The following is a 13,276-nucleotide window of genomic DNA, read 5'->3' as shown; positions in this document are numbered from 1 at the left end:
TTTTACCATAATATGAAAATGGGGGTTCTGAAATGCTTGCTGAATATTGAATATGGAATTATACTCCTTAATATATGTAAAAAAGGAGAAAAATTTGATGATTCGACGTTTCGCTTCATATTACCTGCCGCATAAGCGGTTATTCATTATTGATTTCTTCAGTGCAGTGGTCGTGGCTATACTTGAACTTGCATTTCCGCTAGCCGTTCAGTGGTTTATAGATACACTGCTGCCTGGCGACGATTGGTCTGCAATTGTTTCGGTAAGTGCCGGTTTGTTCCTCATTTATATCATTAGTACCTTCTTACAGTTCATCGTAGGGTATTGGGGTCACAAATTGGGTATCAATATTGAGACTGATATGCGTGAGGAATTATTTGAGCATGTGCAAAAACAATCTTTTCGTTTTTTTGATAACACGAAAACCGGCCATATCATGAGCCGCATAACCAATGATTTGTTCGATATTGGTGAACTTGCTCACCATGGTCCCGAAGATTTATTCATTGCCTTCATGACTTTTATAGGTGCATTTTGGATTATGTTGACGATCAATGTGAAATTGGCACTCATATCGGTTTGTATTTTACCGTTCCTCGTTTTATTAATTGTCATAAGTAACTTAAAGATGAATAAAGCCTGGAAGAAAATGTATACAGAGGTTGCAGATGTAAATGCCCGTGTGGAAGATAGCGTCTCAGGGGTGAGGGTTGTCCAATCCTTTACTAATGAAACATATGAAATGAAAAGATTTTCTACTAATAATCGCAGATTCCGTAAAGCGAAACTACTTGGATATAAGGTAATGTCCTTTAGCTTATCAGGCATTTACATGATGACGAGGTTTATGACCCTTGCCGTGTTGGTGATAGGAGCTTGGCTAACATTTCATGGGCAGCTCTCTTATGGTGAACTGGTTGCATTCGTCTTATACGTTAACGTATTATTTAAACCGATCGACAAAATCAGTGCGTTGATGGAACTCTATCCAAAAGGGATGGCCGGCTTTAAGCGTTTTACGGAACTTCTGGATGTCGGTCCTGATGTCGTGGATAAAAAGGATGCAATAAAGGTAACCACCCTTTTGGGTGATATTTCCTTTAAAGACGTTTATTTTTACTATGAAGATAAAAAGCCGGTTTTAAAAGGTATTGATCTAACAGTTAAAGCGGGTGAAACCATCGCTTTTGTCGGGCCTTCAGGAGCCGGGAAAACGACTATATGTTCATTGATCCCACGATTTTATGATGTTAATGCCGGCTCAATTTCCATTGATGGAATTGATATTCGTGAGATGACGAAAAAGTCATTGCGCTCACAAATTGGCATTGTCCAGCAAGACGTGTTTCTTTTTACAGGAACTGTAAAAGAGAACATTGCGTACGGAATGCTTGACGCATCGGATGAACAAATTCAAGAAGCCGCAAGGAGAGCCCATTTGGAGACTTTCATTGAAGGACTTCCGGAAGGCTATGAGACTCAAATAGGTGAACGCGGCTTGAAATTATCGGGAGGACAAAAACAACGGATTGCAATAGCAAGGATGTTTTTGAAAAATCCGCCAATATTAATTCTCGATGAGGCAACCTCTGCACTCGATACTGAAACGGAAAGAATTATTCAGCAGGCTCTTACTGAACTAGCTGAAAACAGAACTACGTTAATCATCGCACACCGTTTGGCAACCATTCGAAACGCTGACAAAATCGTGGTAGTAACGGAAGAAGGAATTGCTGAAGAGGGCGGTCACGATGACTTACTTAAGCAGGGGGGCATTTTTGCCAATCTGCATCAATTACAATTTCAAAAATGATAAAAAGCTATATGTCCTCACAAGGACATATAGCTTTTTTAATAGAATGGTGTGGAGTTCAATCAATAATGATTTCATATAATTTCAAAAATGAAATTAAAAAGGATAACAAACATAACCATATACAACTTAGGAATCCACTTAATGAAATAATCGAGAAATAGGAGAAACATTTGCCGTTATTTAGTCTTTTAAAAAAAGAGACCGTGAATGAATACCTGCAAAAAACTGCATTGGAATCCGTTGATGGACTATTATTGCATCCTCTTGTCGGTGAAACGAAAAATATTATATACCCGCTGATGTTAGGATGGAATACTTAAGTTACACGATCCTGAAGTTCTTATTAGAGGCATGAAGATAAATGAAGGAGAGTAAGCTAATGTAAACGCGTTTAGATTTAGTATTTTAAATCCGGCGGAGCAGTATTGTTCAAATACAGTTTTTGAAGATTCGTAGATATTAAGTGAAAATAACGAATTGGAGGTGGATAAATGAAAGCAATTGTGTACACCAAGTACGGTCCCCCCGACGTTCTTCAACTGAAAGAGGTAGAAAAACCTGCTCCTAAGGAGAATGAAATACTGGTAAAAGTGAAAGCGACAACGGTAACAATGGGGGATATTCGGTCACGGAGCTTTACAGTTCCCCTCTCTGTTTGGCTGCCTGCTCGGATAATAATGGGGTTAAGGCGTCCAAAGAAATCCATATTGGGTTTGGAGTTATCTGGGGAAGTTGAGTCAGTAGGAGAAGATGTCAAGTTGTTTAAAGCAGGTGACCAGGTTTTTGCAGCTTCCCAAGTCGGTTATGGTGCTTATGCCGAGTATAAGTGCTTGCCTGAAGACGGGCCAGTTACCATTAAACCTATTAATTTATCTTTTGAGGAAGCCGCAGCCATTCCAATTGGGGCACGTACAGCATTGTTTTATCTTAGAAAAGCTAACATTCAGAGAGGTCAAAAGGTTCTTGTCTATGGGGCTTCAGGAAGTGTCGGAAGTTATGCAGTACAAATTGCCAAGTATTTCGGAGCAAAAGTTACAGGGGTTTGCAGTACCGCGAATGTAGAATTGGTAAAATCTCTTGGAGCCGATAAGGTCATCGATTACACTTCAGAGGATTTTTCCAGAGATGGTGAGACTTATGATGTTATCTTTGAAGCGGTAAACAAGAGTCCGTTTTCAGCTTGTATGAAATCGCTGAAAAAGAACGGAACCTATCTAAATGTCACCGTACCGGTACCCGGTGTTCGAATGCTATGGACTAAATTGACAACCAGCAAAAAGCTGATATTGAGTCAAAATTCTCCTGAAACCCCCGAAGCTCTAAACTTCCTCAATGAACTTGTTGAAGCGGGGAAGTTAAAAGTGGTCATTGACAGATATTATGCGTTTGAAGAAATAGTTCAAGCCCATACATATGTAGAGAAAGGACACAAGAAGGGGAATGTCGTGATAACAATCGAACATAACAGCAAATCCTAATAAATGATACAAGATAATAAACAAGCTCTTAAAAAGCTAAAGGGTGTGTTCTAATTATAAGGTTAACCGGTTTATACTGGTTGACCTTTTTTAAAATGGAAGTCTGATATATCAGTAGTCAGGGTAATACGTACGGGGGTTGCGCCATAAATTTATTGAGGTGAGCCTCTGAAAGAAATAGGCCAAGATTTTTTAAGAGGAATCTAATTTTAAGCAAAGGGAGTGGAAAAATGTTTCCTATATTAGAAACAGAACGGTTAATCTTGAGAGAATTGGTGGAGGGTGATGCATTAAATATATTAAAATGCTTTTCCAATCCAGAGGTATTACGATATTATGGGCAAACTCCATTAACAAATACAGATCAGGTGAAGCAAATCATTAGGAATTTTTCAAAGGATTTCGATGAAAAACGCGGTATTAAATGGGGAATTGAATTGAAAGGGAAGGATGGCATCATTGGGACAATTGGATTACAAGAATGGTTTCATGAACATAAGAGAGCAGAACTGAGCTATGCACTTTTCCAAAATGAATGGGGTAACGGTTATGCAACAGAAGCTGTCAGTAAGGTGATTTCTTATGGTTTTAAAGAGCTTGACCTAACTCGTATTGGAGCAATTGTTTTTATTGAAAATAAAGCATCCAATAAGTTGTTGACAAATTTAGGTTTCAAAAAAGAAGGGATATTGAGAAATTATATGTACCAGAATGATGTTTCATTTGATACTAATCTATACTCTTTAATAACGGCAAATCCTCACTAAAATAACAAACTATAATGAAAGCTTCACAGACTAAGGGGAGATTGTTAACTGTTTTATAGAAAACAAAAATGGAAATTCAGATATATATTTAAAAATTCATGGTTTTCCTGTAAGATATCAATATATAAAAACCCTGTCGACTTGTCGACTTACTTAGAAAACGTGAGGAAAACATAAATTATGGAATTCGAAAAAAGTCTTGAAAAAAGTTGGAGTAATCAACAAAACACTGGTTTAACAGCATATTTAAAGAAAATGAAGGGCGAAGCTAGAGAAAAACACAGAATTGATTATATGGATTCCTTTGTTTCAGCTATAGGTGGACTCATTGCTATTATCATTATTAGTTTTATAGCTGTTTATTTAGGATATCCTATGGCACTAGCTCCTCTTGGGGCGAGCTGTGTTATTGTTTTTGGTGCGCATAAAAGTCTCTTGTCACAACCCCGTAATGTTATTGGAGGACATATAATCTCTACAACAACAGCCCTTATCATTTGGAGCATTTTCGGTAAAAGTCTATTCATTATCGGTCTGGTACTGGCTATTGTATTAATTATTATGACTTTTACAAAAACCGTTCACCCTCCCGCAGCGGCTAGTGCCCTTGTTTCGATCAATTCTCAAGTTGGTTGGGGATTCCTGATTCCGATTGTAATAGGTACCTTATTATTAGTTTTTATATCGATGATTTATAATAATTTATTTCAAACAAGACAGTATCCAAAACACTGGTTATGAAAAACCTATTTCATATACTTATATATATGACTGTTTCCCCGCTTATTGTACTGCTACTTTACTTCAATAGGCGGGGAGCTGTGGCTTTTCTTACTAATAGAATTAAAAACCTTACTTACCATCATATTACATGAAAAATAGCGTTTGATATTGATTTGCTAAAGTATGATGGGCAGTGGTAAAATCCCAGTAAAAAAGGTGAATGTTCATGTCTGAACCAGTAATAGAAGATTCTTACCTAATCAGTTTGCAAAATATTCGCCATCACTCGCAGCATATCCATTTAGGAATTGAAATTCTTTTCGTTATCCGGGGAGAAATTGAGGTTATGGTCAATCAAGATTCCTATCACTTGGCGGAAAATGATCTTATGCTTATAAATGCTAATGATGTCCATACCGTAAAGGGGCATGAAGACAATGTAGTTCTATTGCTGCAAATTCCCCTTCATTCCATCGAGCAGCATTATCCGGATATTCATGTGTGTTATTTCGACTGCCGTTCATCTAAAGAGGATAGCGGGTTATATCTTCTTTTTGACCAAATCCGTCAACTCTTGGCTGAAATTTTGATCGCACATTACCAAGAGCAGGACGGAAGTGAACTCGAAATCAACAGCCAGATTTTCAAGTTAGTTACACTCCTTATCCGGAATTTCAAAACAAAACATCTCGGGCAGAATCGATTTAATGAAATGAAGGATGAAAGAATTAGGGATATCCTTACTTTTATTGAAAAAAATTATCGCAAACAGATGTCATTTGAAGAGATTGCCAAACGGCAATATTTATCCCTATACTATTTGTCCCGTTATTTCAAACAGGCTGTTGGTGTGAGTTTTTCACAATATGTAAAACAAATCCGTTTGAAATCAGCTGTTCATGAGCTGTTATATACCGATCATAATATTATGAAAGTCTCGTTAAATAATGGTTTTCCAAATGTGAAAGCTTTTAACAAGGCTTTTAAGGAAATGTACAATCAAACACCTACCGAATATCGAGGTCTTCACAAAAAAGAACCTTTCCAGGAAGTAAATAATATAAGCGAACAATATACCTTGGTGAATTCGCCGCACTTTTTAATTGAATTGAGCAAGTATATTTCGCAAAAGGACCAAAGTGTTAAGGTGAAAGAATCGGGAGTTTCGGCGGTACATATCAACCTGCCGCAAGAGCCTGTTCTTGTGAGGGATAAAGCCAAGCGATTATTGGTGATTGGACAGCTGGAATATGCCTTAAATGAAGAGGTCCAAGCAGAATTAAAGCTTATTCAGGAGCAGCTCCATTTTGAATATGCCTATTTCACGAACCTATTTTCCAAAACATTTACGACAATCGATCCGCTTTTGCAAATAGGTGGGCCGTATTATAAGATTGATGCTTTATTTAACGAGTTTCAAAGGCTGGGTTTAATTCCATTCATTAGTGTGGAGATTGAAAAGGAAGTAGTAAGCTGCCCGGATTATATAAAGATGTTAGATGAATTTTTACAGCACGCTGTCAGTTATTTTGGCGATGCCTTTGTCGGGAAATGGCAATTTGAATTGGTTTTCTCGGAGTGGGATCAAACTGCCCGGACTTTTTATCAACAATACTTTCATACTGTGAAAAAGAGGGCTTCCACCGCAAAGGTCGGAGTTCAAGTGCCTTTTTCCTTAGAAAAAGGATTATCAGTCCCTATTACTGAATTTTTAAAGCAAATGGATCAAATTGACCTGGTTTGCTTTAGCTGCAATCCAAATGAACAAGTTGACTTTACCGATATGGATAACAGTTCCTTTAAGGGAGTAAAAGATTATATAAAGAAATCGTGTATCGAATTAAAAGCAAAGCTATTGTCAGCTGGCTTGGCTGGCACACCAATTTACCTGACAAACTGGAATACACTCTACGGTAATACAGTAAATTTAAGTGGAACTTTTTTTCGATCAGCTCTCATTTTTAAAGACATGCTTGATGTTATAAAAGAGATTTCCGGTTTGGGATTTTGGATTGATACCCATTCATTAGAAAAAAGTAATATGGATAATGAAAATATTGCAATGAATGGAATTGCCCTGCTTTATTATTATCAAATAAAACGTCCGGCGTTTTTTAACATGCAATTAATCGCGAAAATAGGACTAGAGATTTTAGCCGAAGGTGAGGACTTTGTACTGACGAAGGGGAAACAAGGGTATCAATTGGCTATTTATAACAATTCCTATGTTAATCCCACTTATTCTGTCGAAGGTTTCTTTTTGCGCTCCTTAACCAAGGAAAAGAAAATCATGATTTCAGGGCTGCCTTCTGGCATTTATCAAATTCGCAAACACATTCTCGATAGAAATAACGGTGCATTTTACTTTAATTGGCTCAATCTCAATCAGCAGTATATCTATGACCAAGAGATCATTACGTATCTCAAGCAGCGAGCTTATCCAGATTTGCAAATCTATGAGGAAAACATTGACTCGGATCTATTTTTACAATCCACTTTGACGTTAAATGCCATACATCTCTTTGAAATTAAGCCATTAGGTTAAAACTTGATGGTCTTTTTTTGTTGTCCGGTAAAGCCAAGTAATGAAAAAGGGCAAATGAAGGGGTAAGTTTTCGACAATGATTGGAATGTTTTCAATACTTAAAATAATTATAATGAAGACAAGAAAGCGATTACATAAATATTATTTCGGAGGTAGCCTTTTATGTCTGTTTCTCAAGGAACGATTAAGAAGCAAAGCGAAGCAAAACTTTCGGTATCAAAGGAAAAAAATACCGGTGGAGTTTTGTTGACTACAGCTTTAATGGCTGGTTATTCCATGATTTACATGGACAAAAACATGATTTCGACTGCAATTATCCCAATTGCAGAACAATTCCATCTAACAACAAGTCAAACTGGTTTGATAATGAGTTTATTTTTCCTGGGTTATTCTTTAATGCAGATACCTGGTGGATGGCTCGCAGATAAGATTGGATATAAAAAGGTACTAATGCTTTCGCTTTCGCTTATTACAATATTTTCATTCGCATTTGGCTTTGCTGGAAGCTTATTGATGTTTATTTTGATTCGTTTCTTGGCTGGTATTGGCCATGCAGGCTATCCTCCAAGCTGTTCAAAAGGAATCGCCGAAAATTTCCCGAAAAAAAGACGAACTTTTGTTCAATCGCTCATTTTGTCAACGAGTGGAATTGGCGGAATTTTGGCATTTGTGATTGGGGCACGGCTGATTGACTTGGATTGGCATTATGCCTACTATGCACTGGGGACAATGTTTGCGATCTCGTTACTTTTGGTTGCCTTTTTGGTACCTAATAGCCATCCAACTGCCAAAACGAAAACTGAAAAGAAACAAGTTAGTTTTAAATCAGTGATTTCCAATCGAAATGTAATTATTTTATTCGTTGCTATGCTGCTTGCGAATGTAGCTTTTTATGGAAATATGTCATGGCTGCCAACCTTCTTAAAGACAAAATTTACACTATCCATTAGTACGGTTGGGATAATCCTGGCAGTGAACGCTATTGGGGGAACGCTAGCTTCCATATTTGCAGGTGTATTATTGACAAAATATTTTGCTGGTAAGGAAAAGTTACTGCTAATGTGCTGTTCAGTAGTTTCATCCTTGTTGTTTCTTGGTTTAGTATTTTCAAATTCATTGGCCCTTTCCATTGCTTTCTTATATGTGCTTACATTTTTATTAACTACGATCTTTGTGGGGATTTTCTCTTGGCCGCACAAGATTTTACCTGAGAAAGTAATTGGGTCATCCATTGGGATCGTCAATACGGGTGGAACGCTTGGTGGCTTTATTGCTCCAATGGCATTCGGTGCTTTAATTTCTATGGCCGGTGGATCGTTTTCTATCGTATTCATCACCTTGGCAATAGCCGTTGTAATATGCGGTCTAGTAATACTTACCGTTAAAGCAGAAAAATAATAGGAGGGGAATATGATGTTAGATCAACTAATGCAAAAACTTGAAGAGAAAAAAGAAAGAATGATAGAAATTCGTAGATATCTCCATCAACATCCTGAATTATCTTTTAAAGAAGAAAAAACGGCTCAATACATTGCTGATTTTTATAAAGATAAAAATGTAATAATACGGACAAATGTTGGCGGATATGGAGTGGTTGTGACAATCGAAGGCGGACTCGCAGGTAAAACGGTTGCCCTGCGTGCTGATTTTGATGGACTGCCAATTATGGAAGAGGCAGATGTCCCATTTAAATCGAGTAATCCAGGTGTTATGCATGCATGCGGTCATGATGGACATACTGCCTATTTAATGATCCTAGCCGAAGCATTAATTGAAATAAAAGACCAATTAAGGGGAAACGTTGTTATCTTGCATCAGCCTGCGGAAGAAACGCCTCCTGGTGGAGCAATTGCAATGATTGAAGATGGATGCTTAGAAGGTGTGGATAGTATTTTCGGCATTCACCTTATGTCCCCATCGGTGACCGGGGAAGTCTCTTATCGTGCTGGAGAAATGCAGGCCGGACGCTCGTATTTCAAAGTGAAAATCCAAGGAAAAGGCGGACATGGTTCGATGCCGCATACAAGCAATGACAGTATTGTCGCAGCAAGCCATTTTGTTGTAGCAGCCCAGACGATTGTCAGCCGTCGAATCAATCCCTTTGATATGGCGACAGTAACGATTGGCTCGTTTGATGGAAAGGGATCATTTAATGTTATAAAGGACAGCGTGGAACTTGAGGGAGATGTTAGAACCATGTCCAGTGAAGTTCGTGCTACAGTGGAAACTGAATTCAAGCGAATTTTAGCGGGGCTTGCTCAAGAATTTGACATTACCTATGACTTAATATACTCACATGATTACCCTGTTTTAGTGAATGATAATGCCATGACAGAACTGGTTGTAAATGGGATTAAAAAGGCCGGAATTCCTGAAATCAAAGCGTTAGTGGAAACACCGCCAATGTCTGGGTCAGAGGATTTTGCTTACTATTTGCAAAAGATTCCTGGCAGTATGTTTTATGTTGGAGCAAAGCCGGATGATGGTCCAGTTTATCCTCACCATCATCCTAAGTTTGTCATTAATGAGGACAGCCTTATCATCGCAGCAAAAGCAATGGCAGCTGTAGTTATAGAATATTTTGGACAGAAGTAAACAAAGGGAAGAAGGATACGGTTCTTATGCTTACGGCGTGGGAACCGTATCCTTAAGGAGTGATCACATGTCTTTTACCAATTTGAAAGAGTTAATTGAACTAGCAGAGCTGGAGAAAACAACCATTTCGGAATTGATGATCAAAACAGAAGTACAACAGAAAGGTTGTTCCAGGGAGACGATTACAGAAATAATGTCGGAACAATTTACTGTAATGGAGGAGGCTGTCCGCAGAGGTACAATGAGTCCAGTCATGTCGCGTACTGGTTTGACGGGAGGGGATGGAAACCGTCTTTATCAGTATGCCCGAAACGGGAATTCCTTTGTCAATCCCAAAACATTGAATGCTGCAGCAAATGCGCTCGCGGTATCGGAAGTAAATGCTGCTATGGGGCGAATTGTGGCGACGCCAACAGCTGGGTCAGCGGGAATCTTGCCAGCTGTCCTTGTTCACGCCCTTGCCAGCGGGAAATTTACCAGAAAGCAGATTGTACAGTCAATATTCACTGCCTCTGCCCTTGGTTTAGTTGTTGCAAATAAAGCTTCGATATCAGGGGCAGCCGGCGGGTGCCAAGCTGAAATCGGTTCAGCAACCGCAATGGCTGCCGGCACCCTAGTAGAGCTTGCCGGTGGAACACCAATGCAGGTTGGAAATGCCGTAGGAATTGCTTTGAAAAATTCACTGGGGTTGGTATGTGATCCGGTTGCTGGGCTGGTGGAAATCCCGTGCATCATCCGCAACGGTTTACATGCAATTACCGCACAAGCTGCTGCAGATATGGCTTTAGCTGGAATAGCCAGTATCATCCCACCGGATGAAGTGATTCATGTGATGCATGAAGTCGGACAGCAAATGCCCGAATCGTTGAGAGAAACCGGGATAGGAGGTCTCGCCGGAACTCCGACCGGGCAAAAATTAAAGAAGCAGATTCTAAGCGGAAAAACTAGTGGCGGTGGGCCGGCAAAATACCAAAGTGCGTATGAGATCATCGGTCCGGTAATGGTTGGCCCTTCGAGTTCTCATACAGCCGGGGCTGTCCGAATCGGGAATATTGCCCGCCAGCTATTAAACGAAAATCCATTATATGCAAAGTTCTCGCTGATGGGATCTTTCGCCGAAACCTATCAAGGCCATGGAACAGACCTGGCTCTATTAGCCGGTGTTCTTGGGTTATCTACAATGGATGATGGTATTCCAAATGCCCAACAAATTGCTGAAGAAAATCGCTTACAATATGAATTCACGAAAAGGGTTCTTGGAAGCTATCATCCGAATACAGTCCTCGTAGAATTGACAGGCGTCACACTTACTGTAAAGGTTTTGGCCAGCTCTTTAGGCGGTGGTAAAGTGGAGGTTCAGGAATTCGATGAGTATCCATTAAAATTTTCAGGAGAACGGCCAACACTTGTGATCCGTCATTCCGACCAAAAAGGGGTTATTGCCGAATTATCGGATATTCTTTATCAAAAAGGGTTCAATATAGCCCGAATGGCCAATGAACGTTCCAAAATCAATGGTGAAGCAATAACGGTTTGTGAAATCGACAATACAATTGAAGAAACTCTCTTATCTTTATTAAAAAGAGAGATTCCGATTATTGACGAAATTGTCTTAGTTCAAACTAAGTAGTTTCCTAAAAACTATCCATTAATCTCGCGACCGTATTTTCGCTGATGCAAAAAGCATGGTATGCGATTAAATTCAAAAAGGCATTCGGAATTAATTCGTTCCGAATGCTTTTTGTATATAATCTTAAGGATGGTTGTTTATTTTATATGCTGGTTTATCCATTATGTTCATCAGTTGTGTTAGTAGCCTGGGTGAAAGTATGATTGTCAGCGGGCTGGAGTTGCTACAGCTAGCTTTTAGGGAATCGGCTAGATGTTGAATTTTCAGAAAGCAAGATTTCCAATATGCTTGATATTGAGAAAATACGATTCACGATTCTCCTGAACGAACGAAATCCGCTATGAATAATTTTCTATACACCGTGGGGATTTCATATTTGCCACTCCATGAAAAGGCAGTCGAGACTGCAAAGGCAATAGGAACAGTTGAAGTCAAACGGGACAAGAAAAAAAGCAGTTTTCTAAATGCTTACGAAAGTATTTAAAAAGAAGTCGATAAAGGAAGGCTTGGTTTTAAACGAAAAAAGTGCCAATTTTGACATCTTACATATTTTATCCGGAAAGTTTTTGAACAAACGAGCCTGTATCCACCTTGGATCAGGCTTTAATGTATATATAGAAAATTAATCACGAGAGATATTACGTTTATAGACTTTGAAAAAAATCATGCTTGAATCTGCGATTGTCTAGAATTCTTTTTAAAAATCACTTTCGCTTTAAAATGTGAGAACAAATAACAGCCTATAATCACAATACCACTACCAATTCCTTGTACCCACGTCATTTTTTCACCTAATAATAGAAAGGCTAAAATTGCAGTGAAAATAGGATTAAAATTCAAGAAAATACCTGATGTTGTTGTACCTAATTTTTGTACACCAATGTTCCAAAGTACCATACATGCTACAGTTGAGATAACGCCTGTATATAAAATAGATTGGATGAAAGAAGTATTTATATTAGACACTGTAAAATTAGAAAAATTAAACGGAAGAAGGACTATAAGTCCAAATATACCAGAATATAATGTAGACATCATGGGTGTAGTTGTTATCATGGCCCATTTGCTACAAACGGAATATATTCCCCAAACGCATACAGCAGCCATCATATATAAATCACCTGTATTAAATCGCAATGAAAGAAATAGATCAATATTTCCTTTTGAAAGTACAAGTATTACGCCAATAAGCGAAAAAAACATAGAAAACATTTGTAGAATATTAATTCTTTCATTTAAAAAGAAAAATGAAAAAACAGCAATTGAAATCATGTTTAATGTTGATATTAATCCAACATTAGTGGCGGATGTTTTCTCTAATGCTGCAAATTGTAAAAGATTAAATAGAACCACACCAGTAATTCCCATCAAAAATAAAGGAAGGATTGCAGTTCGAGGGGGAAATATCTTTCTTTCTTTCCACCATACAATTGGCAAAAGACAACTAATAGCAATGATCCACCTTAAACTCGTCAAAGTCATCGGAGAAGCATGACCGACAAGCGATTTTCCTACGACAAAGTTCCCGCCCCATAATAAACTTGTTAAAAGTAATAACGAAAAATAATAATACTGCATATCTTTTTGCTCCTTTTCATCTTTCACAGTTTAAGTGAAAAAAGATCGAAGCCATTGTGCACAATGACATTTCAATTTTCATAATTAATTACTGCTAATTTTAACATTATAGTTCGTTACTTTATATATTATTTTGTATAATAG

General features: G+C 38.2%; 9 protein-coding genes and 2 pseudogenes. 10 read left to right on the top strand and 1 reads right to left on the bottom strand.

The genetic code is table 11. The features are described 5' to 3' along the window. Window positions 1–97 precede the first annotated feature (97 nt). The 10 genes and pseudogenes from FNK51_RS13565 to FNK51_RS13525 all read left to right on the top strand — a co-directional run. Window positions 98–1,813 (top strand): ABC transporter ATP-binding protein, encoded by a 1,716-nt coding sequence (locus FNK51_RS13565; RefSeq protein ID WP_141993695.1) that lies wholly within the window; start codon window positions 98–100, stop codon window positions 1,811–1,813. A 209-nt stretch (window positions 1,814–2,022) separates the two neighbouring features. Continuing rightward, window positions 2,023–2,129, top strand: a pseudogene (locus FNK51_RS26575) (hypothetical protein); the annotation flags it as partial. A gap of 178 nt (window positions 2,130–2,307) precedes the next feature. Then, window positions 2,308–3,294 (top strand): NAD(P)-dependent alcohol dehydrogenase, encoded by a 987-nt coding sequence (locus FNK51_RS13560; protein WP_141993693.1) that lies wholly within the window; start codon window positions 2,308–2,310, stop codon window positions 3,292–3,294. A gap of 230 nt (window positions 3,295–3,524) precedes the next feature. Continuing rightward, window positions 3,525–4,061, top strand: coding sequence for a GNAT family N-acetyltransferase (locus tag FNK51_RS13555; protein ID WP_141993691.1), 537 nt, complete (start codon window positions 3,525–3,527; stop codon window positions 4,059–4,061). A gap of 180 nt (window positions 4,062–4,241) precedes the next feature. Then, the gene (locus tag FNK51_RS13550) at window positions 4,242–4,802 is read left to right on the top strand and encodes an HPP family protein (protein ID WP_141993690.1); all 561 of its coding nucleotides are present in this window, start codon (window positions 4,242–4,244) and stop codon (window positions 4,800–4,802) included. Between the two features lie 208 nt (window positions 4,803–5,010). Next, entirely contained in the window at window positions 5,011–7,329 is a 2,319-nt protein-coding gene (locus FNK51_RS13545; protein WP_181762256.1) for a helix-turn-helix domain-containing protein, read from the top strand. A 162-nt stretch (window positions 7,330–7,491) separates the two neighbouring features. Continuing rightward, window positions 7,492–8,727, top strand: a complete 1,236-nt coding sequence (locus tag FNK51_RS13540; RefSeq protein ID WP_141993687.1) for an MFS transporter — start codon at window positions 7,492–7,494, stop codon at window positions 8,725–8,727. 15 nt (window positions 8,728–8,742) lie between these two features. After that, on the top strand, window positions 8,743–9,924 hold the full coding sequence (locus tag FNK51_RS13535) for a M20 family metallopeptidase (RefSeq protein WP_141993685.1): 1,182 nt from the start codon (window positions 8,743–8,745) through the stop codon (window positions 9,922–9,924). Window positions 9,925–9,991: 67 nt separating this feature from the next. Beyond that, window positions 9,992–11,554: an L-serine ammonia-lyase, iron-sulfur-dependent, subunit alpha gene (sdaAA, locus tag FNK51_RS27535; RefSeq protein WP_141993684.1), complete on the top strand. Its 1,563-nt coding sequence runs from the start codon at window positions 9,992–9,994 to the stop codon at window positions 11,552–11,554. A gap of 203 nt (window positions 11,555–11,757) precedes the next feature. Continuing rightward, window positions 11,758–12,038 (top strand): annotated as a pseudogene (locus FNK51_RS13525) (DNA alkylation repair protein); the annotation flags it as partial. A 179-nt stretch (window positions 12,039–12,217) separates the two neighbouring features. Here the strand turns inward: FNK51_RS13525 and FNK51_RS13520 are convergent. Continuing rightward, window positions 12,218–13,132, bottom strand: coding sequence for a DMT family transporter (locus FNK51_RS13520; protein ID WP_141993682.1), 915 nt, complete (start codon window positions 13,130–13,132; stop codon window positions 12,218–12,220). Between the last annotated feature and the right edge of the window lie 144 nt (window positions 13,133–13,276).

The organism is Bacillus sp. B4EP4a (assembly GCF_006680105.1).
In the GTDB taxonomy this organism is placed as follows: Bacteria; Bacillota; Bacilli; order Bacillales; family DSM-1321; genus Peribacillus; species Peribacillus simplex_E.
Note: the sequence above shows the minus strand (reverse complement) of the source record. Positions and strands in the feature narration are given on the sequence as shown.

Coding starts and splice junctions, on each gene's coding strand:
- FNK51_RS13565 (WP_141993695.1), top strand. CDS start 98: ATGATTCGACGTTTCGCTTCATATTACCTGCCGCATAAGCGGTTATTC.
- FNK51_RS13560 (WP_141993693.1), top strand. CDS start 2,308: ATGAAAGCAATTGTGTACACCAAGTACGGTCCCCCCGACGTTCTTCAA.
- FNK51_RS13555 (WP_141993691.1), top strand. CDS start 3,525: ATGTTTCCTATATTAGAAACAGAACGGTTAATCTTGAGAGAATTGGTG.
- FNK51_RS13550 (WP_141993690.1), top strand. CDS start 4,242: ATGGAATTCGAAAAAAGTCTTGAAAAAAGTTGGAGTAATCAACAAAAC.
- FNK51_RS13545 (WP_181762256.1), top strand. CDS start 5,011: ATGTCTGAACCAGTAATAGAAGATTCTTACCTAATCAGTTTGCAAAAT.
- FNK51_RS13540 (WP_141993687.1), top strand. CDS start 7,492: ATGTCTGTTTCTCAAGGAACGATTAAGAAGCAAAGCGAAGCAAAACTT.
- FNK51_RS13535 (WP_141993685.1), top strand. CDS start 8,743: ATGTTAGATCAACTAATGCAAAAACTTGAAGAGAAAAAAGAAAGAATG.
- sdaAA (WP_141993684.1), top strand. CDS start 9,992: ATGTCTTTTACCAATTTGAAAGAGTTAATTGAACTAGCAGAGCTGGAG.
- FNK51_RS13520 (WP_141993682.1), bottom strand. CDS start 13,132: ATGCAGTATTATTATTTTTCGTTATTACTTTTAACAAGTTTATTATGG.